The organism is Cereibacter sp. Soil_C_27, from assembly GCF_057657095.1.
In genome coordinates this window covers 116,068-137,422 of sequence record NZ_JBDGJD010000001.1, presented here as the reverse complement: position 1 = coordinate 137,422, position 21,355 = coordinate 116,068, and the positions used below count along the sequence as shown (strand labels likewise).

Here is a 21,355-nt window from a genome sequence, read left to right as displayed (position 1 = left end):
GATTATCCCTTCACCGCTTTGACAATTTTCTGCGCGGCATCCGAGAGGTTGTCCCCGACGATGACGTTCAGACCGGAGTTGCGGATGATTTCCTTGCCCAGCTCCACGTTGGTGCCTTCCAGACGCACGACCAGCGGCACCTGCAGACCGACCTCGCGCACCGCGGCGAGAACGCCTTCGGCGATGATGTCGCAGCGCATGATCCCGCCGAAGATGTTGACGAGGATGCCCTTCACGTTCGGGTCCGAGGTGATGATCTTGAAGGCTTCCGTCACCTTCTCCTTCGTCGCCCCGCCGCCCACGTCGAGGAAGTTCGCCGGCTCGGCACCGTAGAGCTTGATGATGTCCATCGTGGCCATAGCCAGACCCGCGCCGTTCACCATGCAACCGATCTCGCCGTCGAGCGCGATGTAGTTCAGGTCGAACTTCGAGGCGGCGAGCTCCTTGGGGTCTTCCTCGGTCTCGTCACGCAGCGCGATGATGTCCTGATGGCGGTAGAGCGCATTGCCGTCGAACGACACCTTGGCGTCCAGCACCTTGATCTCGCCCGCCGGGGTGACGATCAGCGGGTTGATCTCCAGCATCTCCATGTCCTTCTCGACGAAGGCCTTGTAGAGCAGCTTGATCAGCCCGACGCATTGCTTGACCTGCCCGCCTTCCAGCCCGAGGGCGAAGGCGACGCGGCGGCCGTGGAAATCGGACAGGCCCGAGGCCGGATCGACGGAGAAGCTGAGGATCTTGTCGGGCGTATGGGCCGCGACTTCCTCGATGTCCATGCCGCCCTCGGTCGAGACGACGAAGGAGATGCGGCTGGTCTGGCGGTCCACCAGCAGCGCGAGGTAGAGCTCGCGCGCGATGTCCGAACCGTCCTCGATGTAGATGCGGTTCACCTGCTTGCCGGCCGGGCCGGTCTGGTGGGTGACCAGCGTGCGGCCCAGCATCTGCTTGGCCAGCTCGGCCGCCTCGCCGACCGACTTGGCCAGACGCACGCCGCCCTTCTCGCCGGCTTCGGGCTCCTTGAAGCTGCCCTTGCCGCGGCCGCCCGCGTGGATCTGCGCCTTCACGACCCAGAGCGGGCCGTCGAGTTCGCCCGCGGCGGTCTTCGCTTCCTCGGCTTTCAGCACGACCCGGCCGTCAGACACCGGCGCGCCGTAGCTGCGCAGAAGCGCCTTGGCCTGGTATTCATGGATGTTCATGGACTGTCCCATCGCTGATGATTTGGGGCGTAATGGCATGGAAAGAGGCAGGTTCAAAACGGCTTTTTCGTCTCAGGCGCCTTTTGGCCGAGAAATCCGACTTTTGTGATCACACGCCCGAAAACTGTGATCACAAGCGCATGGCCTGTTGAAACGCAAGGAAATCCGCCGCGACTCAGCCCTCAGATCGGGCGGCGCAGCCAGTCGCGCAGCCGCACCCGCCACGGGCTCGGCAGCTTGAGGTTCCGCCCCGCTTCGGGCGTTGGCTGCAGCCAGTCGGGCAGCACGCTGGCCATCTTCGACGCCCCGCCTGCCGCCAGCAGCGCCCGGAAATAGGGCAGCGTCTGGTCGGTGCAGAGCAGCTGGTTCAACTGCACGATCTGCGGCTCGGTCAGCATGTCGCCCACCCCCAGCGGGGTCGTGGGGTCGCCCACCGGGTTCTGGTGCAGAAGCGGCTGATGCAGGATGCGCGGCGCGGTGAAGGCGGGCCCCAGCCGCATGAAGGGGCCGAAGAACATCACGTTGTATTCGGGCGGCAGCACATGCATCCGCAGGTCGGAGCGGTAGAGCAGAGCGCGCAGCGAGGGCTGGTCGAACTTCTGCTGCCGCTCGTGCACCCAGGTCTGCCAGTCGGTGATGAAGCGCGTCGTGCGCACATTGCGGCGCAGCGCGATCAGCCCGCCGTTCATCACCGGAAAGGCCACAGGCACAGGCGCCTCGGGCAGTTGCGCCACGCTGCGGTCGTCGTTGCGGCGCTGTTCGGCGGTCAGGGCGATATCGAACTGTTCGAGCACGTCGAACATGTCCTCCACCGGCGCCACCACCATCGTGTCGGCATCCATGTAGAGCGTGCGCTCGAAGCGGCTGCGCAGCAGCGCCTCCATCTTGGGGCGGCGCGAGACCCGCTCCAGTCGGTGGACCCGGTTGAACACCGGATCCTCCAGGTCTTCATCGCAGAAGAGGTCGATCTCGGCCTCGGGATGGACCCGGCGCAGCGCCCGTGCAGAGCGCCGCGCCAGCGTCACGAAGTCGCGTCCCGTGGCGGCGTAGACGAACCCCCGGTCGGTCATCTCAGGCCAGCGAGGCGTCGATGCCCTTGCAGGCGGCGACGAGGCCCTTCACCGCATCGACCGACTTGTCGAACATCGCCTGCTCGTCGGCGTTCAGCTTGATGTCGACGATCCGCTCGATCCCGCCGGCGCCGATGATGGTCGGCACGCCGACATACATCCCGTTCAGCCCCAGCGCGCCATCGACATAGGCGGCGCAGGGCAGAAGGCGCTTCTGGTCCTTGAGGAAGGCTTCCGCCATCTCGATGGCCGAGGTCGCGGGCGCATAGAAGGCCGAGCCGGTCTTCAGCAGACCGACGATCTCGGCCCCGCCGTCACGGGTGCGCTGCACGATGCCGTCCAGCTTCTCCTGCGTGGTCCAGCCCATCTCGACCAGATCCGGCAGCGGCACGCCGCCGACGGTGGAGTAGCGCACCAGCGGCACCATCGTGTCGCCATGGCCGCCCAGCACGAAGGCCGTCACGTCGCGCATCGAGACGTTGAACTCGACCGACAGGAAGTGCCGGAAGCGCGCCGAGTCGAGCACGCCCGCCATGCCGACGACCATGTGGTGCGGCAGGCCGGAGAATTCGCGCAGCGCCCAGACCATCGCGTCGAGCGGGTTGGTGATGCAGATCACGAAGGCGTTCGGCGCATGGGCGGCGATGCCCTCGCCAACCGATTTCATGACCTTGAGGTTGATCCCCAGAAGGTCGTCGCGGCTCATGCCCGGCTTGCGCGGCACGCCGGCGGTGACGATGCAGACATCGGCGCCCGCGATCTCCTCGTAGGAGTTGGCGCCCTTCATCACGGCATCGAAGCCCTCGGACGGACCCGACTGGGCGATGTCCAGCGCCTTGCCCTGCGGGGTGCCTTCGGCGATGTCGAACAGGATCACGTCGCCGAGTTCCTTGATCGCGGCGAGATGGGCGAGCGTGCCGCCGATCTGCCCTGCACCGATCAGCGCAATCTTGGGTCTGGCCATGGGAATACTCCGGGTCATTGCATGGGAAATGTCGCGGGATGGGTAGACCTTCGCAGTCTGCCACGCAAGCGCCACAAGCCGACAACCCGCGCGAGACCTGTTTCTTTCTGGATGTTTGCGCTAAAGCGGCGCCGGTGCCGGGATGGCACGGGCTCCGCGGTATCCGATTGCATACCGCGGAGGCGCCCAAGTGATTCGGGAAGGGTCGGATGGAAGGCGTGGAGTTCTGGGCACTGGCGGTCGTCGCCTCGATGTTCGTCGGGCTGAGCAAGGGCGGCCTGCCCGTCGTCGGCATCCTCAGCGTGCCGCTCCTGTCGCTGGTGATCTCGCCGGTGACGGCGGCGGGGCTGCTGCTGCCGATCTACGTCGTCTCCGACCTCTTCGGCCTCTACGCCTACCGCCGCGCCTTCTCGCCCCGGGTGCTGGCGATCCTGATCCCCGGCGCCACGATCGGCGTCGGCTTCGGCTGGGCGACCGCCCATGTCGTGCCCGAGACGGTGGTCGGCGGGCTGATCGGGCTCATCGGCGCGAGTTTCGCCGCCAACATGCTGCTGCGCCGTTCCACGCCGCCGCAGCGCGAGGCCAAGGTGGCGCCCGGCCTGTTCTGGGGCGCGCTCACCGGCTTCACCAGCTTCGTCAGCCACGCAGGCGCCCCGCCCTATCAGGTCTATGTCCTGCCGCTGAAGCTCGACAAGATGGTCTTCGCCGGCACCTCGACGATCCTCTTCGCCTATATCAACGCGATCAAGCTGGTCCCCTACTACGCGCTCGGCCAGCTCTCGCTCGACAATCTGGGCATCGCCGCCGCCCTCTGCATCCCCGCGTCGCTCGCCGTCCTGGCCGGGGTCCGGCTGGTGCGGATCGTGCCGACCGCCCTCTTCTTCCGGGTCGTGGTCTGGGCGCTGCTCGCCATCTCGCTGCGGCTGATCTGGCAGGCCGGAGCGACAGTGCTCGGCTGAGTTTCTGCGCTGCGGCAAATCGGGGCTTGCCGAATGTGCCGCGAATGTGGTCCCAAGTGAAAGAAAATTGCTTGGGAGAGAATCATGGCGCAGGCTGCCCACCCCTTCCGTTCGGTGCTCTACATCCCCGGCTCCAAGGAGCGGGCGCTGGAGAAGGCCCGTGGCCTGCCGACCGACGCCATCATCTTCGACCTCGAGGATGCCGTCTCGCCCGACGAGAAGGACCACGCCCGCAGCCTTCTGGCCCAGACGCTGGACACTGCCGATTACGGTCACCGCTTCCGCATCGTCCGGCTGAACGGGCTCGACAGCCCCTGGGGGGCCGCCGACATCGCCGCCTTCGCGGGCGCCAAGGCGGATGCGATCCTGATCCCCAAGGTCTCCTCCCCCGCCGATGTCGAGGCGGTGGCGGCAGAGATTCCCGACCTGCCGCTCTGGGCGATGATGGAAACGCCGCTCGCGATGCTGAACGCCGCCGCCATCGCTGCGCATCCGCGGCTCACCGGCATGGTGATGGGCACCAACGATCTGGCCAAGGAGCTCGGCGCCCGCTTCCGCCCCGACCGGCTGGCGATGCAGGCCGGGCTCGGGCTCTGCCTCTTGGCGGCGCGGGCGCATGGGCTGACCATCGTCGATGGCGTCTACAACGCCTTCAAGGATGACCACGGCCTGCGGCTCGAATGCGAACAGGGCCGCGACATGGGCTTCGACGGCAAGACCCTGATCCACCCGGCCCAGCTCGAGATCGCAAATGCCGCCTTCTCCCCCTCCGAGTCCGAGATCTCGCTGGCGCTGCGCCAGATAGCCGCATTCGAGGAGGCGGAAAAACAAGGGCTTGGCGTGGCGGTCGTGGATGGAAAGATCGTCGAGAACCTGCATATCGTGACCGCGCGGCAGACTCTGGCCAAAGCCGAGGCGATTGCCGCGTTTTCCGCAAGCTGAGAGGCTAGCCATGTTGCTGTTGATCCTCGGTGTCGCCCTCTGGGTCGCCGTCCACCTGTTCAAACGCGTCGCCCCCGAAGCGCGCCGCCCGCTGGGCGAGAAGTTCAAGGGCGTCGCGGCCATCCTGCTGGTCGTCTCCGTCGTGCTGATGGTCATCGGCTACCGCGGCTGGGAAAGCCCGGTGCTCTATGCCACCGGACCCGGCTTCTGGCATTTCAACAACCTGCTGATGGTGATCGCGCTGATCGTCTTCGGCGCGGGCATGGCCAAGGGCTGGCTCTGGACCAAGATCCGCCACCCGCAGCTCTACGGTTTCACCCTCTGGGCCGTCGCGCACCTGCTGGTGAACGGCGATCTCGCCTCGCTGATCCTCTTCGGCGGCCTCGGCATCTGGGCTCTGGTCGAGGTGGCGCTGATCAACCGGCAGGACACATGGGTTCGGCCCGCCTCGGGCGGTATAAAGCGGGATGGCGCCCTCGTCGCCATTTCGCTGGTGATGTATGGGTTGATCGCAGGCATTCACATCCTGCTTGGCCACAACCCCTTCCTCGGAACCACCGCATGAAACTCTACCGCTTCCTGACCGAAGACGACACCTCCGCCTTCTGCCACAAGGTCACTGCCGCGCTGAACAAGGGCTGGCACCTGCATGGCGACCCGACCTACGCCTATGACGCCGCCAAGGGTGTCATGCGCTGCGGTCAGGCGGTGGTGAAGGACGCGGCAGGCACCTACACGCCGGACACCAAACTCGGAGACCACTGAATGAAGACAGGCGCGGGACGGTTCTTTGAAGACTACAGGCTGGGTGAAACCATTGCCCACGCCGTCCCGCGCACCGTCTCCGGCGGCGAGCGCGCGCTCTACCACGCGCTCTACCCGGCCCGGCACGCGCTTTCTTCCTCCGACGAATTCGCCCGCGCCTGCGGCCTGCCCGCCGCGCCGATCGACGATCTTGCGGCCTTCCATCTGGTCTTCGGCAAGACCGTCCCCGACATCAGCCTGAACGCCGTCGCCAACCTCGGCTATGCCGAGGGCCGCTGGCACCTGCCGGTCTGGCCCGGCGACACGCTGCGCTCCGAAAGCACGGTGATCGGGCTGAAAGAGAACTCCAACGGCACCTCCGGCGTGGTCTATGTCCGCACCCGTGGGCTGAACCAGCGTGACGAGCTGGTGCTGGACTATGTCCGCTGGGTCATGGTGCGCAAATCCCGGCTCGACGCCCCGGCGCCCGAGCCGGTGATCCCGACGCTGGCGCAGACCGTCGCGCCCGACACGCTGCCGATCCCGGCGGGGCTCGACTTCAGCCGTTACGAATTCGCTCTGGCGGGCGAGCCGCACCGCTGGGGCGACTATGCCGTGGGCGAGCAGATCGACCATGTCGATGGCGTCACCATCGAGGAAGCCGAGCACATGCTGGCGACCCGGCTCTGGCAGAACACCGCGAAGGTGCATTTCGACGCCACCCACCGCGCCGACGGCAAGCGGCTGATCTACGGCGGCCATGTCATCAGCCTCGCCCGGGCGCTCAGCTTCAACGGGCTGGCGAATGCGCAGATGATCGTCGCGCTGAACGCGGGCGCCCATGCCAATCCCTGCTTCGCCGGCGACACGGTCCGCGCCTGGTCCGAGGTGCTCGACAAGGCCGAGACACCGGCCCCCGGCGTCGGCGCGATCCGGCTGCGTCTGGTCGCGGTCCGGCATGGCGCCGAGCCCTTCGCGCTCCGGGCCGAAGACGGCAAATACCGCCCCGGCGTGCTGCTCGACCTCGACTATTGGGCGCTGATGCCCCGCTGAGTCCCCTACCCGGCGCAGGCCAAGCTGCTTGCGCAAACATGTGATCACAGGCGGAAATATTGTGATCACGTTTCCGAATTTTTTGTGGCGCCTACCGGCTTTTGCCGCATATGCACGGGAAGCACCCCGTGACTTGGGCGAAAAACACGTTATGACGCAGGCAAGACAGCCGTCCGCCGGTCGATCCGCGGGCACGCTAGCGAAAGGGAACGATCATGGCTGAGACGAAACGGGCACGGCCCCTTTCCCCCCATATTCAGATTTACCGCCCCCAGCTCACTTCGACGACCTCGATCCTCACCCGGATCACCGGCAACGGGCTGATCGTCGGCACGATGCTGGTCGTCTGGTGGCTCCTGGCCGCGGCGCTCAGCCCCGAGGCCTTCGAGACCGCCGACTGGGTGCTGACCTCGTGGTTCGGCGATCTGGTGCTGACCCTCTCGGTTTGGGCGCTCTGGTACCACTACCTCGCCGGCCTGCGTCACCTCTACTGGGATACCGGCAACGGGCTGGAGATCGAGACCGCCGAAAAGCTCGGCTGGGCCTGCATCATCGGATCGGTCGTGCTGACCATCCTCACGATCATCGTCATCTGAGGGGAAGCGCCATGCGTTACATCACCGCCCGCAAACGCGCCGAAGGCATGGGTGCCGCCCATCACGGCACCGACCGGCACTGGTACATGATGGTCAGCGCCGTCGGCCTCGCCGTTCTGGTCCCGATCTTCATCTACATCTTCGGCACCGCCGTCGGTCAGGGCCGCGACGCCGTGCTCGAGATCTTCTCGCACCCGTTCAACGCAATCCTCTCGGGCCTCGTGCTGTTCTTCGGCATGCGCCACTTCGCCGAGGGCTCCACCGTGATGATCGAGGATTACTGGCAGGGCGTCACCCGCCGCCTGCTGGTGATCTGCGCACAATCTTTCGCCTATGGCGTCGCCGCGATCGGGCTCTTCGCCCTCGCGAAGATCGCACTCTGAGGGACGAACAATGGCAGCTTATGAATACGAGACGCATGACTATGACGTCGTCGTGGTCGGTGCCGGCGGCGCCGGTCTGCGCGCGACGCTGGGCATGGCCGAACAGGGTCTGCGCACCGCCTGCGTGACCAAGGTCTTCCCGACCCGCAGCCACACCGTCGCGGCGCAGGGCGGCATCGCCGCCTCGCTGTCCAACATGGGGCCGGACAGCTGGCAGTGGCACATGTATGACACGGTGAAGGGCTCCGACTGGCTCGGCGACACCGACGCCATGGAATATCTCGCCCGCGAGGCGCCCAAGGCGGTCTACGAGCTCGAACATTACGGCGTGCCCTTCTCGCGCACCGAACAGGGCAAGATCTACCAGCGGCCCTTCGGCGGCCACACCACCGAATTCGGCGAAGGCCCGCCCGTGCAGCGCACCTGCGCCGCCGCCGACCGCACCGGCCACGCCATCCTGCACACGCTTTACGGCCAGAGCCTCAAGCACAACGCCGAGTTCTTCATCGAATACTTCGCCCTCGACCTGATCATGCAGGACGGGCGCTGCACCGGCGTCGTGGCCTGGAAGCTCGACGACGGCACGATCCACGTCTTCAACGCCAAGATGACCGTGCTCGCCACCGGCGGCTACGGCCGCGCCTATTTCTCGGCGACCTCGGCCCATACCTGCACCGGCGACGGCAACGGCATGGTGGCCCGCGCCGGGCTGCCCCTGCAGGACATGGAGTTCGTGCAGTTCCACCCGACCGGCATCTACGGCTCGGGCTGCCTGATCACCGAGGGCGCGCGCGGCGAAGGTGGGTATCTCACCAACTCCAACGGCGAGCGCTTCATGGAACGCTACGCCCCGACCTACAAGGATCTGGCCAGCCGTGACGTCGTCTCGCGCTGCATGACCATGGAGATCCGCGAAGGCCGTGGCGTGGGCGAGCATGGCGACCACATCCACCTGCACCTGAACCACCTGCCGCCGGAAACGCTGGCGCTGCGCCTGCCCGGCATCTCGGAATCGGCCCGCATCTTCGCCGGCGTCGACCTGCACAAGGAGCCGATCCCGGTTCTGCCGACGGTGCATTACAACATGGGCGGCATCCCGACGAACTACTTCGGCGAGGTGCTGAACCCGACGCCGGGCAACCCCGATGCGGTCTTCCCCGGCCTGATGGCCGTGGGCGAGGCCGGCTGCGCCTCGGTGCATGGCGCGAACCGCCTCGGCTCCAACTCGCTGATCGACCTCGTGGTCTTCGGCCGCGCCGCCGCGATCCGCGCCGGCGAGATCGTCAGCCCGCACGAGTTCCAGCCGGCGGTGCCGAAGGGCCAGATCGACCAGATCCTCGGCCGCTTCGACGCCATGCGCCACGCCAACGGCGCGATCCCGACGCCGGAGCTGCGGCTCGAGATGCAGAAGACCATGCAGGCCGACGCCGCCGTCTTCCGCACCGACAAGACGCTGGCCGAAGGCGTCGAGAAGATGACCGCCATCGCCGGCAAGATGGCCGACTTGAAAGTGACCGACCGCAGCCTCATCTGGAACTCGGACCTGATGGAGACGCTGGAGCTGGGCAACCTGATGCCGAACGCGCTGACCACGATCGTCGCCGCCGAAGCCCGCAAGGAAAGCCGCGGCGCCCATGCGCATGAGGATTACCCGAACCGCGACGACGAGAACTGGCGCGTGCACAGCCTCGCCTGGGTCGACGGGACCAAGGTCACGCTGGGCAACCGCCCGGTGCACCTCGACCCGCTGACCACCCATGCCGAGGGCGGGATCGATCTGAAGAAGATCGCGCCGAAAGCCCGGGTCTACTGATGCGCGGCGCGGCCCTGATCCTCGCGCTGACCGTCGCGGCCTGCAGCCCGCAGGCCGTGGCCGATGACGTGGCGCGCCGGGCCGCGCGGACGGTCGTCCTGCCGGTGGTGCAGCAATACATGCCCGGCCCCGCCGCCGAGGGTGTCACGCTCTGCATCATCGACAACGCCAGCGCTGCCGAGATCTCCTCGCTCGCCCGCGATGTCGGCACCCGTGCCGGCACGCTCACCGTGCAGACCGTTCTGACCGTGGCGCAGCGCCCGGCAACGCAGCAATGCGTCCTGAACAGCGGCCTGCCGCTGCTGCGGGGCTGAGATGCGGCTCGCGGCTTCCGTCCTGCTGCTCCTGCTGGCCGCCTGCGGCCCGGTCACGATGCAGCAGGCCGAGCGTCAGTGCTACGAGCGCGCCCGCCTTGCCCAGCAACCGCGCGGCGAGGTCGGCGTCGGTGCCAACAGCAATGGCGGCGGCGGCGCCCGGCTGAGGCTCGAGGTTTCTTCCGACTTCCTCATGGGTCGCGACCCTTCCGCAGTCTTCGACTCCTGCGTCTTCCAGAAAACCGGCCTGCCCCCCACGCAGCCGTTCTATTCCCGCACAGACTTGAAGGGATAACCCATGGTCCAGCTCACGCTCCCGAAGAACTCCAAGGTCCGCACCGGCAAGACCTGGCCGAAGCCCGACGGCACCAATGTCCGCAAGTTCCAGATCTACCGCTGGAGCCCGGATGACGACGAGAACCCGCGGGTCGACACCTATTTCGTCGACATGGACAAGTGCGGCCCGATGGTTCTCGACGCGCTCATCAAGATCAAGAACGAGATCGACCCGACGCTGACCTTCCGCCGCTCCTGCCGCGAGGGCATCTGCGGCTCCTGCGCCATGAACATCGACGGCATCAACACGCTGGCCTGCATCTACGGGCTGGACGAGGTGAAGGGCGATGTGAAGATCTATCCGCTGCCGCACCTGCCGGTGATCAAGGATCTCATCCCCGACCTCACCCTGTTCTACGCCCAGCATGCCTCGATCATGCCGTGGCTCGAAACCAAGACGGTGAAGCCGGCGAAGGAATGGCGTCAGGCGATCGAGGACCGCGAAAAGCTCGACGGTCTCTACGAATGCGTGATGTGCGCTTGCTGCTCCACCTCCTGCCCGAGCTACTGGTGGAACGGCGACCGCTACCTCGGCCCGGCCGCGCTGCTGCATGCCTACCGCTGGATCATCGACAGCCGCGACGAGGCGACGCCCGAGCGGCTGGATGCGCTGGAAGACCCGTTCAAGCTCTACCGCTGCCACACGATCATGAACTGCGCCAAGACCTGCCCGAAGGGTCTGAACCCGGCGAAGGCGATTGCCGAGATCAAGAAGATGATGGTCGAACGGGTCATCTGACCGGCCCGACCCCCGGCAAAGGCGTGCCCCCGTGGCGCGCCTTTTTCGTTGCGGAACACCTGCCGCATCCAGCCGTTACCCTCAGCCCCGGCACTCCAGCCCGGATCGAGGAGACGGCCCGACATGACCATTCTTCCCCGCCGCGGCGGTCTTGCCACCCTGCTGCACAACCCCGGCGCGGGCGAAGGCGACCACCAGCGTAACGCGCTGGAACGCCTGCTGCAGGCACAGGGCTTCACCGTCACCGCCACCTCGACCAAGGCGCCGAACGTGGCCGAGGTTCTGGCCCTGCCCGCCGATCTCTATGTTCTGGCGGGCGGCGACGGCAGCGTCGGCAAGATGCTGCGCCGCCTGCCCGACCGCTCCGCCCCGGTGGCGATCATCCCGCTCGGCACCGCCAACAACACCGCCACCTCGCTCGGCCTCATCGGCGAGCCCGAGGCGCTGATGGCCAACCTGCGCGACGCCGCCGTGCGGCCTTTCGATATCGGCTGCACCGCCGGCCCCTTCGGCCGCAGCGATGTGGTGGAAGCCGTGGGCCTCGGCGCGCTCGCCTCGACCATGGCGCTGGAGCCGGTCGGCACCAAGGAAGAAAACATGGCCAACGGCCGCCGCGCCTTCTCCGCGGCGCTCGACACGACGGAGCCGCGCGAGTTGCGCCTGATCCTCGACGGCACCGCGCATTGCGACGCCTGGCTGGCGGTGGAGGTGCTGAACCACGGCCACGCCGGCCCGCGCCTGCCGCTGTTGCCCAAGGTGGATCTCGGCGACGGAATGCTCGACGTGCTGGCCCTGACCGAGGCGCATCGCAAGCCGATGCAGGCCTGGCTCAAGTCCGACATGAAACGCCGCCCGCCCGGTCTCGTGCTGCGCGCGCGCCGGGTGCGCTTCGACTGGGACGGCGCGCTGCCGCTGCGCATCGACGACAAGCTGCAGGCGCCGCCCGCCGACCCCTCGCCTATCACCATCACCGCGCGGTCGCGGACCTTCGACATTCTCGTGCCGCGCGACAGCGGAGGACATCATGGCTGACCAACAGGATCTGGCAGAGATCGAACGCATCGCGGTGGAGCTGGCGAATGTCGCCGGCGCCGAGATCACCCTGGCCCTGGGCCGGATTCTCGACGTGCGCTACAAGGAAGAGCTCGACCCCGACCAGCCCTACCGCGACCCGGTCTCAGAGGTGGACGACCGCGTGGAAAAGCTGATCCGCGCCCGTCTGGCCGAGATCTTCCCGAGCCACGGCATCATCGGCGAGGAAATGGACGAGGAACTGCCGCAGGACAGCGACTACGTCTGGGCCATCGACCCGGTCGATGGCACCGCCAATTTCGTCAACGGCTTCCCGCTGTTCTCCGCCTCGATCGGCGTGCTGCACAGGGGCGTGCCGGTGGTCGGCGCGCTCTGGTGCGCCACCAGCCATGCCCTGCGCCCCGGCGTCTATCACGGACGGCAGGGCGGTACGCTAATGTTCGAGAATGTCGAGGTGGAGCCGCGCCGCAACCCGCTGGTGCGCCGTCGTCTGGTGGGCATGCCGCAACCCGTGCAGGGCTGGGGCCTGTGGGAGACGCGCAAGACCGGCTCCGCCGCCATCGAATGCGCCTTCGTGGCGGCGGGCCTGCTGGAAGCCGCCCGCTTCAACACCCCGAACATCTGGGACGTGGCGGGCGGCATCGCCCTGGCCCAGATCGCCGGGGCGCGGGTGCTGGAACAGGGCGAGGCGTGGGCCGAGTTCACCAGCTTCGGCGCGCCGTCCGACCTCGCCCGCTGGAAACGCCCGCTGATCCTCGGCCATGCCGAGCCCGCGCTCCTGCTGGAGCATCTGGGCCAGTAGGTCTCACTGCGCCGACTGCCGCGCCATCTCCTCGTAGGTGTGGGCGTTCGGGCAGAAATGCACATCCTCCGGCCCCAGATGCTCGGCATCGGCCAGGGCACGCTTGCAGGCCTTCAGCGCCCCGCAATGGGCGCAGACCTCCAGCAGCTCGAGGTAATCCGAATAGGCATGCTGCACGTCGTTCGGCTCCAGCCCGAAGACTTGCGCCATCTGCAGCAGCCGCTCGCCGACGTTTTCCGGCATGCGGGCGAACTGCTCCATCTGCCAGCGCGTCAGGCCGAGATCCTCCAGATCCCGGTCGGACATCGCCTTCACCTCTTGCAGCCTGTGCCAATGATCGAAGATGGCGCGAACGCGTTCCAGCATGATGAGTCCCTCGGAGTGAAATGATGCCTTCACCCCCTCACCTAGCGAAACCTAAGTCTGAAAGAGATGATCCTGATCAACAAATCCGGGCCATCACCCGGCAAGATGTCGCAGCCCCTGTGTCACGTCGGTCCGCACCGCCAGCCGCAGCCCCGGCTCGTCCCCCGCCCGCAGCGCGGCCAGGATGATGCGGTGATGCTGCGGCGGCTCGTTGCGCCTGAGCCGCCCGTAGAGCGCGCGCATCGTCGGCCCCAGCTGCAGCCAGACCGTCTCGGCCATCGCCAGCATCGCCGGGGCCTGCGCCCGGAGATAGAGCGTGCGGTGGAACTCCAGATTGGTGCGGATGTAGCCCACCGCATCGCCCTTCGCGACCGCCTCGGCATTGGCGCCGTTGATCGCCGCCAGCCGGTCGATCAGCGCGAAATGCGCCCGCGGCAGCGCCCGCGCCGCCAGCTCCGGCTCCAGCAGCGCCCGGATCGCCGCCAGCTCCTCGATCCGCTCCGGCGTCAGCTCCGGCGTCGCCACCCGCCCCGAGGAGGAGAGCGAGAACGCCCCCTCCGCCACCAGCCGCCGCACCGCCTCGCGCGCCGGCGTCATCGACACGCCATAGCTCTTGGCCAACCCGCGCAAAGTCAGCGCCTGACCCGGCGCCAGCTCGCCATGCATCACCTGAGCGCGCAGATGGCGGTAGAGCCGCTCATGCGCGGCGGCAGTCGTGTCCGAAGGGCGGGTCTGGATCAGCATGGCACGAGCCAAGCACCAGCCTTGCCGCGCGGTCAATGGCAGAATCGGTCAGGCGCCGAAGCGGAAGCCGTGCAGCACCTGCCCATGGGTCTTCAGCCAGCGGCGCGGCGCGGCATAGCCTGGCAGCAGCCGCTGCACCACCGCCCAGAAGGCGGGCGAGTGGTTCATCTCGGCCAGATGCGCCACCTCATGCGCCACGACGTAGTCCAGCACCTCCGGCGGGGCGAGGATCAGCCGCCAGGAGAACATCAGCGACCCGTCCGCGGTGCAGGAGCCCCAGCGCGAGCGTGTGTCGCGCAGCGTCAGCCGCGCATAGGGCCGCCCCAGCGCCCCCGCATGCCGGTCGCAGGCCTCGGCCAGCCGGTCGCGCGCCCGCGCCTGCAGGAAGGTCGCCACCCGCACCGCCACCCGCGCCGGATCGCCCGGCACCAGGAGCGAATCGTCTTCGATCCGCGGCGAGCGCCCCTTGCCCTCGCGGATCGTCAGCCGTCTGCCCTCCACCGGCAAGAGCGTGCCGAGCCCCACCACCGCCGTCTGCGGCACCCCGGCCAGCGCCTGCCTCAGCCAGCCCTCCTGATCGCGCACGAAGGCCATCGCCTCGGATTCGCGCGCGCCCAACGGCAAGGACAGGGTGACCCGCCCGTCGAGCCGCGAGACGCGCAGCGAAAACCGCCGCGTCCGCGCCGAACGGCGCAGGGTGATCTCGACAGGGGGCGGGCCGGGCAGGACGGGCATGAAGTCTCCGGGGACGGGAGGCGCAGAATAGCCGCAACCCGGCGCGGCGAAAGCCCGAAACACCGCGAACGGCGATGCCCGGCCCGCGCCGAAGCCCCAAGCCCGAGTCTTCTGCGAAGACTCGGCACCACGATCTTTCTGCGAAAGATCCCCTCCCGCGTTTTCGCAGAAAACGCGCCCCCCGGAATTTTCGCAGAAAATTCGCCCTGCCCCGCCATGCGGCCGCAGCCGGCCCGGCCCCGCCATCACGAGCCCGCAAGCCTGCCGCGAAAGGCTTTGACACCCGCCCGCCCTTGTGGCAAGCGACTGCAATTCTGCACCAGCCAGCCTTGCAAGGGGATCACCATGCCCAAAGAAGAATGGGGCACGAAGCGCATTTGCCCGACGACCGGCAAACGCTTCTATGACCTGAACCGCAGCCCGATCGTCAGCCCCTACACCGGCGAGGTCGTGGACATCGAAAGCGCGCGCCGCAAGGCCGTCGCCGCGGTCATCGCCCGCGTCGCCCCGGAAAAGGACGACGACGTTCTGGTGGACGACCTGGAGACCGACGACGATCTGCTGGAAACCGGCGCGACCGAAGACGCGGATGTCGATGACGATCTGCTGGAAGACGATGCCGACGACAACGTGTCGCTCGACGATCTGGCCGATGTGGCCGGCGACGAGGAAGACGTCTGAGAACCTGTCGGGAGGGCGCTTTTTTCCTCTTGCGCCCTCTCTCGCAGTTCACTAGACAGCCCAAGCGAAGACGAAATGCTTCGCACTCCGGTGGGGTCATAGCTCAGTTGGGAGAGCGCTTGAATGGCATTCAAGAGGTCGGCGGTTCGATCCCGCCTGGCTCCACCAAAATTCTTCTGACACGGAAAAGCCGCCCCTCGGGGCGGCTTTCGTGTTTTCCGGGTCTTTCCCAAGGCTTTGGGCATCATCGCGCTGAAGCCGATGCCGCGACGGAACCGATGCGCCCCGGCAGGTGTTTTCAACCAGATCATCTGTTTGGAGACTTGTAATGAAAAAGATTCTTGTGGCCCTGCCCCTCGTCGCTCTGCTCGCCGGCTGTGAAACCTCGAACCAGACCCAGGCCGCAGGTGCCCTGACCGGCGCCGCGCTCGGTGCTGCCGTTTCCGGCTCGGACGACCGTCTGCAGGGCGCGGCGCTCGGCGCGGCTGCCGGTGCGGTCGCCGGCACGCTGATCGGCCCGAACGGCAACGGCACCTGCGCCTATCGCAACGCCCGCGGCCAGACCTTCAACGGCCCCTGCTGACGATCCCCACCGGCGACGCTCCCCGCCGGTTCTCCCCTGACGACCGACGGCCCCTGCCGCAGGTCGTCAGGGGATGACCTCGAAACGGTCCACATCGACCATGCCGTGATCCGTGATCTTCAGATGCGGAATCACCGGCAGCGCGAGGAAGGCCAGCTGGAGGAAGGGCTCCTCCAGCGTGACGCCCAGCGACCGCGCCGCCGCCCGCAGCCCCACCAGCGCATCGCGCACCACCTCGAAGGGCTCGAGGCTCATCAGCCCCGCCACCGGCAGCGCGAGTTCGGCCAGCACCCTGCCCCCCTCGACCACCACGAATCCGCCCTCGATCTCGCCCAGCCGGTTCGCGGCCAGCGCCATGTCGGCGTAATCTGCCCCCACCACGGCGATGTTGTGATGGTCGTGGCACACGGTCGAGGCGATCGCCCCCTTCTGGATCCCGAAGCCCTTCACGAATCCCGCGGCCTTGTTGCCGTTCTTGCCATGCCGCTCGATCACCGCGATCCGCATCAGGTCGCGCGAGACATCGGGCCGCTTGTCGCCATCCTCGGGGCTGATCTCGAAGCTCAGATGCTCGGTGATGATCTTGCCCGGCAGGATGCCGATCACCGGCGTCTCCACCCGGTTGCCGCTGCAGCGGAAATGATGCGGCTCCACCCGCCCCGCCTTCACCGAGTGCCGCGCCACCGGCGGGATCACCTCGCGTCGCGCGAAGGCCGCGTCATCCGCCACCACCCCGCCCGACAGCACCAGCGCGGCATTACAGTCCTCCAGCGTGTCGATCACCGCGATATCCGCCCGCTTGCCCGGCGCGATCAGCCCGCGGTCCTTCAGCCCGAAGGCCTCCGCCGCCGACAGGCTCGCCGCGCGGTAGACCGCCAGCGGCGGCGCGCCGAGGGCGATGGCGGTGCGGATCATGTAATCCAGATGGCCATGCTCGGCGATGTCCAGCGGGTTGCGGTCGTCGGTGCAGAAACACAGGTAAGGCGCCTGCCGCTCGGTCAGCAGCGGCGCCAGCGCGTGCAGGTCCTTCGAGACCGACCCCTCGCGGATCAGCACCCGCATCCCCTTCCTGAGCTTCTCCAGCCCCTCCTCCGCCGTCGTCGCCTCATGCTCGGTGCGGATGCCGGCGGCGATATAGCCGTTCAGGTCGCGCCCGCGCAGCAAGGGGGCATGGCCGTCGATATGCCGCCCGCGGAAGGCCTCCAGCTTGGCGAGGCAGCCTTCGTCCTTCATCAGCACGCCGGGAAAGTTCATGAACTCGGCCAGCCCGATCACCCGCGGATGATCCATCAGCGGCGCCAGATCCGCCGCCTCCAGCCGCGCCCCCGCCGTCTCCATATGGGTCGAGGGCACGCAGGAGGACAGCTGCACCCGGATGTCCATCACCGTGCGCGACGCGGCTGCGAGGAAATACTCGATCCCCTCCAGCCCGCAGACATTGGCGATCTCGTGCGGGTCGCAGATCGCCGTGGTCACGCCGCGCGGGCAGACGCAGCGGTCGAATTCGAAGGGCGTCACCAGCGAGCTTTCGATATGCAGATGCGTGTCGATGAACCCCGGCACGAGGATCTTCCCGGTGCAGTCGATCACCTCGCGCCCCTCGTAATGATCGAAGACGCCGACGATGGTCTCGCCACAGATCGCCACGTCGCCCTCGACCAGATCGCCGGTGATCAGGTCGAAGACCCGCCCGCCGCGCAGCACCAGATCGGCGGGGGCGACCCCGCGACCCTGATCGATCAGGTCGGACAAGTTCGGGCGCATCGGCAGTCTCCCTCTGGATGTGGCGACCACAGAACCGCAGCGCGCCGCCGCCGTCCAGTGGCCATTCGCCCTTGAACCTGCCGGAATATGATGATCCTTCTGCGTAACCTTACGCCCGGAGAAGGATTTTCCCATGCAGCCGCTGCGTGGCATCGGCCTCAAGGTCGCCTCGGTGCTGATCTTCATCGTGATGTCCTCGATGATCAAGGCGACGGCCGACACCATCCCCTCGGGCGAGGCCGTGTTCTTCCGTTCGCTGCTGGCCATGCCGGTGATCCTCGTCTGGCTGGCCTCGCGGCGCGAGCTGGCGACGGGGTTGCGCGCCCGCAATCCCTTGGGCCATGTCTGGCGCGGGCTGATGGGAACCTGCGCCATGGGCTGCGGCTTCGCCGGGCTCGGCTACCTGCCGCTGCCCGAGGTGACAGCCATCGGCTATGCCGCGCCGCTGCTCGTCGTCATCTTCGCCGCGATGTTCTTGGGCGAGCAGGTCCGCGCCTTCCGCATCTCGGCGGTGGTGCTCGGCCTCGTCGGCGTGCTCATCGTGCTCTCGCCCCGGCTCTCGGTCGCCACCGGCGGCATGCTCGACCATGCCGAGGCCTTCGGCGCGATGATCGTGCTGGCGGGCGCGGTCTTTTCCGCCCTCGCCCAGACCTTCGTGCGCAAGCTGGTCGAGACCGAGCAGATCTCGGCCATCGTCTTCTACTTCTCGCTCACCGGCACGCTGCTGGCGCTCTGCACCCTGCCCTTCGGCTGGGAAGTCCCCGACGCGCGCGAACTCGCGCTGCTGATCGGCGCGGGCCTGCTCGGCGGCTTCGCCCAGATCCTGCTGACCTCCAGCTACCGCTACGCCGATGCCTCGGTCATCGCGCCCTTCGAATATGCCTCGATGCTCTTCGCCCTGCTGATCGGTTATTTCGTCTTCGCCGAAGTCCCGACCTGGACAATGCTCGGCGGCGCGGCTCTGGTGGTGAGCGCGGGCATCATGATCATCCTGCGCGAGCGCCACCTCGGCATCCAGCGCGCCCGCCAGCGCAAGGCGATGACACCGCAAGGCTGATCACTGCCAGCGGATCACCGCATCCGCCGTGCGCGACCCGCGGATCACCCGCCTTGCATTCGGGATGTCGTTCGACATCGCCCAGTCCCGCGCCGCCTCGGGGCTGCGCCCGTGGTCGATCCAGCGCCGGATCAGCCGCCGCTCCAGCTCGGCCTCGGGCACGTCGAGGAACACCGTCATGTCGAACCAGGGCAGCAGGTCGCGCCACGGCTCCTCGTCGAGCAGCAGGTAATTGCCCTCGACCACCAGAAACCGGTCCTCGTCCGTCACCACATCCGCCGCGGCCCGCGCCAGCTCCATGCCGCGGTCGAAGACCGGGATGGCGATCTCGCCGCCCTCGCGCAGCCGCTCCATCAGCACCAGAAAGCCCTGCACGTCGAAGGTCTCGGGCGAGCCCTTCACATGCCTGAGCCCGCGCTTCACCAGCACCGCGTCATCGTAATGGAACCCGTCCATCGGCACCACCCGCGCGCCCTCGCCCAGCGCGGCGACCACCGCCGCGGCCAGCGTGGATTTCCCGGCGCCTGGAGGCCCGGCAAGGGCGGTGATGAACCGCCCCTGCCCCTCGGCCCGGTGCCGGATCGCCTCGGCAAGATCGTCTGGTGTCATGCGAACTCGTTCATATCCTCGGGCACCTTGGCGCCGGTCATGTAGGCCACCGCATCCGACATCGAATGGCGCTTCGGGTCAATGATGCAAAGCCGCTTGCCCAGCCGATGCACATGCACCCGGTCGGCCACCTCGAAGACATGCGGCATGTTGTGGCTGATCAGCACGATCGGGATGCCCCGCGACCGCACGTCGAGGATCAGCTCCAGCACCCGGCGGCTTTCCTTCACTCCCAGCGCCGCCGTCGGCTCGTCGAGGATGATGACCTTCGACCCGAAAGCCGCCGCCCGCGCCACCGCCACGCCCTGCCGCTGCCCGCCCGACAGCGTCTCCACCGCCTGATTGATGTTCTGGATCGTCATCAGCCCCAGCTCGTTCAGCTTGGCCCGGGCGAATTTCTCCATCGCCGGGCGGTCGAGCTGGCGCATCACCTTGCCCATGAAGCCCGGCTTGCGCAGCTCGCGCCCCATGAACATGTTGTCGGCGATCGACAGCGCGGGCGACATCGCCAGCGTCTGATAGACCGTCTCGATCCCCGCCGCCCGCGCATCGATGGGCGAGGTGAAGTTGATCTTCTTGCCGTCGAGGAAGATGTCGCCCTCGTCGGGCACCACCGCCCCCGACACCGCCTTGATCAGCGTCGATTTCCCCGCCCCGTTGTCGCCGATGACGGCAAGGATCTCGCCGGGATAGAGGTCGAAGTCGCAATGGTCGAGCGCGGTCACCTTGCCATAGCGCTTGACGAGGTTGCGGCCCTTCAGGATCGGTTCGCGGGTCATGCTGCAGCCTTTCTGATCCACTGGTCGACGCCGACGGCGAAGATGATGAGCACACCGATGAGGAAGAAGGTCCATTGCGGGTCGGTCCCGACCAGCCGCAGCCCCATCTCGAACACGCCGACGATCAGCGCGCCGAAGAACATGCCGACGATCGACCCCCGCCCGCCGAAGAGCGAGATCCCCCCGATCACCACCGCGGTGATCGACTGGATGTTGCCCAGCTGCCCGGTCGAGGCCGTGGGCGAGACCGAGCCGAAGCGGCCGATCATCACCCAGCCGGCGATGGCGCAGAAGAACCCGGCCAGCGCGTAGACCTGCACCAGAACCGCCCGGGTCTTCACCCCGGCCAGCGCCGCCGCCTCGGGGTCATCCCCCACCGCATAGACATGCCGCCCCCAGGCCGTCTGGCGCAAGACGTAGGCCATGATCGCCACCAGCACGATCAGCAGGAACACCGCGAACAGCACCCGCACCCCGCCCGGCTGGATCGACAGCCCCCAGAGCTGCAGCGCGGGCGCGCTCTCCTTCACATCGGCGCTGCGGATCGTCTCGTTCGCCGAATAGATGAAGTTCGAGGCCAGCAGCACCTGCCATGTCCCCAGCGTCACGATGAAGGGCGGCAGCTTCAGGAAGGCAATGAGGATGCCGTTGATCGCCCCCATCCCGGTCCCCAGCACCAGCCCGATCAGGATCGACAGCTCGGCGGGAATGCCATAGCGGAAGCTCATCTGCCCCATCAGCACCGAGGAGAACACCGCGATGGCCCCGACCGACAGGTCGATGCCCGCGGTCAGGATCACCACGGTCTGCGCGCAGCCGAGGATGCCGACGATGGCGATCTGCTGCAGGATGGTCGACAGCGTCGCCGCCTTGAAGAAATTGTCCGACAGAAGCCCGAAGACGATCAGCGCCGCCACCAGCACGATCATCGGCACTGCCGAAGGCGTCTGGTGCAGCCAGTGCTGGATGCGTTTCAGCGGGCTCTTGCTCTCTTGAAACTCTGCCACCTTTTCCGAGGCGCCCTTCAGCCCCTCCTCGAAACCCGTCGCCTGACGTGCATCGGCTGCCATTCCGGTGATCCTCCCGTATGCGCC

At 67.4% G+C, this 21,355-nt stretch carries 26 protein-coding genes and 1 tRNA gene; 17 read left to right on the top strand and 10 right to left on the bottom strand.

The genetic code is table 11. The annotated features are described in order from the left end of the window. Window positions 1-2 precede the first annotated feature (2 nt). From sucC to mdh, 3 genes are all read right to left on the bottom strand, one after another. Window positions 3-1,196: an ADP-forming succinate--CoA ligase subunit beta gene (sucC, locus tag AC3A5Z_RS00715; protein ID WP_487517502.1), complete on the bottom strand. Its 1,194-nt coding sequence runs from the start codon at window positions 1,194-1,196 to the stop codon at window positions 3-5. Window positions 1,197-1,378: 182 nt separating this feature from the next. Next, entirely contained in the window at window positions 1,379-2,266 is an 888-nt protein-coding gene (locus tag AC3A5Z_RS00710) for a putative nucleotide-diphospho-sugar transferase (RefSeq protein WP_487517501.1), read from the bottom strand. 1 nt (window position 2,267) lies between these two features. Then, window positions 2,268-3,230: a malate dehydrogenase gene (gene mdh / locus AC3A5Z_RS00705; protein WP_136791064.1), complete on the bottom strand. Its 963-nt coding sequence runs from the start codon at window positions 3,228-3,230 to the stop codon at window positions 2,268-2,270. A gap of 209 nt (window positions 3,231-3,439) precedes the next feature. Here mdh and AC3A5Z_RS00700 point away from each other — a divergent pair, with 209 nt between their 5' ends. The 13 genes from AC3A5Z_RS00700 to AC3A5Z_RS00640 all read left to right on the top strand — a co-directional run bounded on the left by AC3A5Z_RS00700 (window position 3,440) and on the right by AC3A5Z_RS00640 (window position 12,943). After that, complete coding sequence (locus tag AC3A5Z_RS00700) at window positions 3,440-4,189, top strand: sulfite exporter TauE/SafE family protein (protein ID WP_487517500.1); 750 nt, start codon at window positions 3,440-3,442, stop codon at window positions 4,187-4,189. Window positions 4,190-4,273: 84 nt separating this feature from the next. Further along, window positions 4,274-5,131 carry a (3S)-malyl-CoA thioesterase gene (locus AC3A5Z_RS00695; RefSeq protein ID WP_487517499.1) on the top strand — a complete coding sequence of 286 codons (858 nt, stop codon included), beginning with the start codon at window positions 4,274-4,276 and terminating at the stop codon, window positions 5,129-5,131. Window positions 5,132-5,141: 10 nt separating this feature from the next. Further along, window positions 5,142-5,696, top strand: a complete 555-nt coding sequence (locus tag AC3A5Z_RS00690; RefSeq protein ID WP_487517498.1) for an NnrU family protein — start codon at window positions 5,142-5,144, stop codon at window positions 5,694-5,696. Next, window positions 5,693-5,896, top strand: a complete 204-nt coding sequence (locus AC3A5Z_RS00685) for a DUF1737 domain-containing protein (RefSeq protein ID WP_107664610.1) — start codon at window positions 5,693-5,695, stop codon at window positions 5,894-5,896. Before AC3A5Z_RS00690 ends, AC3A5Z_RS00685 begins: the two co-directional genes overlap by 4 nt. Beyond that, window positions 5,897-6,928 (top strand): MaoC family dehydratase, encoded by a 1,032-nt coding sequence (locus AC3A5Z_RS00680; protein ID WP_487517497.1) that lies wholly within the window; start codon window positions 5,897-5,899, stop codon window positions 6,926-6,928. It abuts the gene before it with no gap. 215 nt (window positions 6,929-7,143) lie between these two features. After that, window positions 7,144-7,524 carry a succinate dehydrogenase, cytochrome b556 subunit gene (sdhC, locus tag AC3A5Z_RS00675; RefSeq protein ID WP_136791069.1) on the top strand — a complete coding sequence of 127 codons (381 nt, stop codon included), beginning with the start codon at window positions 7,144-7,146 and terminating at the stop codon, window positions 7,522-7,524. 11 nt (window positions 7,525-7,535) lie between these two features. After that, a complete protein-coding gene (locus tag AC3A5Z_RS00670) occupies window positions 7,536-7,907 on the top strand; it encodes a succinate dehydrogenase, hydrophobic membrane anchor protein (protein WP_487517496.1) in 372 nt (123 codons plus the stop codon). A gap of 10 nt (window positions 7,908-7,917) precedes the next feature. Further along, window positions 7,918-9,720, top strand: a complete 1,803-nt coding sequence (sdhA, locus tag AC3A5Z_RS00665; protein ID WP_487517495.1) for a succinate dehydrogenase flavoprotein subunit — start codon at window positions 7,918-7,920, stop codon at window positions 9,718-9,720. Next, window positions 9,720-10,034 (top strand): hypothetical protein, encoded by a 315-nt coding sequence (locus tag AC3A5Z_RS00660; protein ID WP_487517494.1) that lies wholly within the window; start codon window positions 9,720-9,722, stop codon window positions 10,032-10,034. Before sdhA ends, AC3A5Z_RS00660 begins: the two co-directional genes overlap by 1 nt. A gap of 1 nt (window position 10,035) precedes the next feature. Beyond that, window positions 10,036-10,329, top strand: a complete 294-nt coding sequence (locus tag AC3A5Z_RS00655; protein ID WP_487517493.1) for a hypothetical protein — start codon at window positions 10,036-10,038, stop codon at window positions 10,327-10,329. A gap of 3 nt (window positions 10,330-10,332) precedes the next feature. Next, complete coding sequence (locus AC3A5Z_RS00650; RefSeq protein ID WP_487517491.1) at window positions 10,333-11,109, top strand: succinate dehydrogenase iron-sulfur subunit; 777 nt, start codon at window positions 10,333-10,335, stop codon at window positions 11,107-11,109. A 123-nt stretch (window positions 11,110-11,232) separates the two neighbouring features. Continuing rightward, window positions 11,233-12,141: a diacylglycerol/lipid kinase family protein gene (locus AC3A5Z_RS00645; RefSeq protein WP_487517490.1), complete on the top strand. Its 909-nt coding sequence runs from the start codon at window positions 11,233-11,235 to the stop codon at window positions 12,139-12,141. Next, complete coding sequence (locus AC3A5Z_RS00640) at window positions 12,134-12,943, top strand: inositol monophosphatase family protein (protein WP_487517489.1); 810 nt, start codon at window positions 12,134-12,136, stop codon at window positions 12,941-12,943. The genes AC3A5Z_RS00645 and AC3A5Z_RS00640 overlap by 8 nt, the downstream gene beginning before the upstream one ends. A 3-nt stretch (window positions 12,944-12,946) precedes the next feature. On the opposite strand, the gene AC3A5Z_RS00635 is transcribed toward AC3A5Z_RS00640, so the two are convergent. The 3 genes from AC3A5Z_RS00635 to AC3A5Z_RS00625 all read right to left on the bottom strand — a co-directional run bounded on the left by AC3A5Z_RS00635 (window position 12,947) and on the right by AC3A5Z_RS00625 (window position 14,788). After that, on the bottom strand, window positions 12,947-13,309 hold the full coding sequence (locus AC3A5Z_RS00635; RefSeq protein WP_487517488.1) for a DUF1127 domain-containing protein: 363 nt from the start codon (window positions 13,307-13,309) through the stop codon (window positions 12,947-12,949). A gap of 93 nt (window positions 13,310-13,402) precedes the next feature. Further along, a complete protein-coding gene (locus tag AC3A5Z_RS00630) occupies window positions 13,403-14,053 on the bottom strand; it encodes a GntR family transcriptional regulator (RefSeq protein ID WP_487518604.1) in 651 nt (216 codons plus the stop codon). A gap of 48 nt (window positions 14,054-14,101) precedes the next feature. Continuing rightward, a complete protein-coding gene (locus AC3A5Z_RS00625; RefSeq protein ID WP_487517487.1) occupies window positions 14,102-14,788 on the bottom strand; it encodes a M48 family metallopeptidase in 687 nt (228 codons plus the stop codon). Window positions 14,789-15,133: 345 nt separating this feature from the next. On the opposite strand from AC3A5Z_RS00625, the gene AC3A5Z_RS00620 reads away from it, so the two are divergent. The 3 genes from AC3A5Z_RS00620 (at window position 15,134) to AC3A5Z_RS00610 (ending at window position 16,052) form a co-directional block, all read left to right on the top strand. After that, window positions 15,134-15,469, top strand: a complete 336-nt coding sequence (locus tag AC3A5Z_RS00620) for a TIGR02300 family protein (RefSeq protein ID WP_487517486.1) — start codon at window positions 15,134-15,136, stop codon at window positions 15,467-15,469. Between the two features lie 92 nt (window positions 15,470-15,561). Next, a tRNA-Ala gene (locus AC3A5Z_RS00615) sits at window positions 15,562-15,637 on the top strand. Window positions 15,638-15,797: 160 nt separating this feature from the next. Beyond that, window positions 15,798-16,052, top strand: coding sequence for a YMGG-like glycine zipper-containing protein (locus AC3A5Z_RS00610; protein ID WP_487517485.1), 255 nt, complete (start codon window positions 15,798-15,800; stop codon window positions 16,050-16,052). 66 nt (window positions 16,053-16,118) lie between these two features. Here AC3A5Z_RS00610 and ade read toward each other — a convergent pair whose 3' ends face one another. After that, entirely contained in the window at window positions 16,119-17,816 is a 1,698-nt protein-coding gene (ade, locus tag AC3A5Z_RS00605; protein WP_487517484.1) for an adenine deaminase, read from the bottom strand. Between the two features lie 133 nt (window positions 17,817-17,949). Between ade and AC3A5Z_RS00600 the strand changes: the two genes are divergently transcribed. Beyond that, window positions 17,950-18,873 (top strand): DMT family transporter, encoded by a 924-nt coding sequence (locus AC3A5Z_RS00600; protein ID WP_487517483.1) that lies wholly within the window; start codon window positions 17,950-17,952, stop codon window positions 18,871-18,873. On the opposite strand, the gene AC3A5Z_RS00595 is transcribed toward AC3A5Z_RS00600, so the two are convergent. The 3 genes from AC3A5Z_RS00595 to AC3A5Z_RS00585 are packed head-to-tail and all read right to left on the bottom strand — an operon-like array spanning window position 18,874 to window position 21,331. Next, complete coding sequence (locus AC3A5Z_RS00595; protein ID WP_107663857.1) at window positions 18,874-19,482, bottom strand: nucleoside/nucleotide kinase family protein; 609 nt, start codon at window positions 19,480-19,482, stop codon at window positions 18,874-18,876. Beyond that, window positions 19,479-20,261: an ATP-binding cassette domain-containing protein gene (locus AC3A5Z_RS00590; protein WP_136791083.1), complete on the bottom strand. Its 783-nt coding sequence runs from the start codon at window positions 20,259-20,261 to the stop codon at window positions 19,479-19,481. Before AC3A5Z_RS00590 ends, AC3A5Z_RS00595 begins: the two co-directional genes overlap by 4 nt. Continuing rightward, the gene (locus AC3A5Z_RS00585; RefSeq protein WP_444667911.1) at window positions 20,258-21,331 is read right to left on the bottom strand and encodes an ABC transporter permease; all 1,074 of its coding nucleotides are present in this window, start codon (window positions 21,329-21,331) and stop codon (window positions 20,258-20,260) included. Before AC3A5Z_RS00585 ends, AC3A5Z_RS00590 begins: the two co-directional genes overlap by 4 nt. Window positions 21,332-21,355 lie beyond the last annotated feature (24 nt).

Excerpts from the sequence above, each read along its gene's own strand:
- sucC (WP_487517502.1), bottom strand. The coding sequence starts at position 1,196 with ATGAACATCCATGAATACCAGGCCAAGGCGCTTCTGCGCAGCTACGGC.
- AC3A5Z_RS00710 (WP_487517501.1), bottom strand. The coding sequence starts at position 2,266 with ATGACCGACCGGGGGTTCGTCTACGCCGCCACGGGACGCGACTTCGTG.
- mdh (WP_136791064.1), bottom strand. The coding sequence starts at position 3,230 with ATGGCCAGACCCAAGATTGCGCTGATCGGTGCAGGGCAGATCGGCGGC.
- AC3A5Z_RS00700 (WP_487517500.1), top strand. The coding sequence starts at position 3,440 with ATGGAAGGCGTGGAGTTCTGGGCACTGGCGGTCGTCGCCTCGATGTTC.
- AC3A5Z_RS00695 (WP_487517499.1), top strand. The coding sequence starts at position 4,274 with ATGGCGCAGGCTGCCCACCCCTTCCGTTCGGTGCTCTACATCCCCGGC.
- AC3A5Z_RS00690 (WP_487517498.1), top strand. The coding sequence starts at position 5,142 with ATGTTGCTGTTGATCCTCGGTGTCGCCCTCTGGGTCGCCGTCCACCTG.
- AC3A5Z_RS00685 (WP_107664610.1), top strand. The coding sequence starts at position 5,693 with ATGAAACTCTACCGCTTCCTGACCGAAGACGACACCTCCGCCTTCTGC.
- AC3A5Z_RS00680 (WP_487517497.1), top strand. The coding sequence starts at position 5,897 with ATGAAGACAGGCGCGGGACGGTTCTTTGAAGACTACAGGCTGGGTGAA.
- sdhC (WP_136791069.1), top strand. The coding sequence starts at position 7,144 with ATGGCTGAGACGAAACGGGCACGGCCCCTTTCCCCCCATATTCAGATT.
- AC3A5Z_RS00670 (WP_487517496.1), top strand. The coding sequence starts at position 7,536 with ATGCGTTACATCACCGCCCGCAAACGCGCCGAAGGCATGGGTGCCGCC.
- sdhA (WP_487517495.1), top strand. The coding sequence starts at position 7,918 with ATGGCAGCTTATGAATACGAGACGCATGACTATGACGTCGTCGTGGTC.
- AC3A5Z_RS00660 (WP_487517494.1), top strand. The coding sequence starts at position 9,720 with ATGCGCGGCGCGGCCCTGATCCTCGCGCTGACCGTCGCGGCCTGCAGC.
- AC3A5Z_RS00655 (WP_487517493.1), top strand. The coding sequence starts at position 10,036 with ATGCGGCTCGCGGCTTCCGTCCTGCTGCTCCTGCTGGCCGCCTGCGGC.
- AC3A5Z_RS00650 (WP_487517491.1), top strand. The coding sequence starts at position 10,333 with ATGGTCCAGCTCACGCTCCCGAAGAACTCCAAGGTCCGCACCGGCAAG.
- AC3A5Z_RS00645 (WP_487517490.1), top strand. The coding sequence starts at position 11,233 with ATGACCATTCTTCCCCGCCGCGGCGGTCTTGCCACCCTGCTGCACAAC.
- AC3A5Z_RS00640 (WP_487517489.1), top strand. The coding sequence starts at position 12,134 with ATGGCTGACCAACAGGATCTGGCAGAGATCGAACGCATCGCGGTGGAG.
- AC3A5Z_RS00635 (WP_487517488.1), bottom strand. The coding sequence starts at position 13,309 with ATGCTGGAACGCGTTCGCGCCATCTTCGATCATTGGCACAGGCTGCAA.
- AC3A5Z_RS00630 (WP_487518604.1), bottom strand. The coding sequence starts at position 14,053 with ATGCTGATCCAGACCCGCCCTTCGGACACGACTGCCGCCGCGCATGAG.
- AC3A5Z_RS00625 (WP_487517487.1), bottom strand. The coding sequence starts at position 14,788 with ATGCCCGTCCTGCCCGGCCCGCCCCCTGTCGAGATCACCCTGCGCCGT.
- AC3A5Z_RS00620 (WP_487517486.1), top strand. The coding sequence starts at position 15,134 with ATGCCCAAAGAAGAATGGGGCACGAAGCGCATTTGCCCGACGACCGGC.
- AC3A5Z_RS00610 (WP_487517485.1), top strand. The coding sequence starts at position 15,798 with ATGAAAAAGATTCTTGTGGCCCTGCCCCTCGTCGCTCTGCTCGCCGGC.
- ade (WP_487517484.1), bottom strand. The coding sequence starts at position 17,816 with ATGCGCCCGAACTTGTCCGACCTGATCGATCAGGGTCGCGGGGTCGCC.
- AC3A5Z_RS00600 (WP_487517483.1), top strand. The coding sequence starts at position 17,950 with ATGCAGCCGCTGCGTGGCATCGGCCTCAAGGTCGCCTCGGTGCTGATC.
- AC3A5Z_RS00595 (WP_107663857.1), bottom strand. The coding sequence starts at position 19,482 with ATGACACCAGACGATCTTGCCGAGGCGATCCGGCACCGGGCCGAGGGG.
- AC3A5Z_RS00590 (WP_136791083.1), bottom strand. The coding sequence starts at position 20,261 with ATGACCCGCGAACCGATCCTGAAGGGCCGCAACCTCGTCAAGCGCTAT.
- AC3A5Z_RS00585 (WP_444667911.1), bottom strand. The coding sequence starts at position 21,331 with ATGGCAGCCGATGCACGTCAGGCGACGGGTTTCGAGGAGGGGCTGAAG.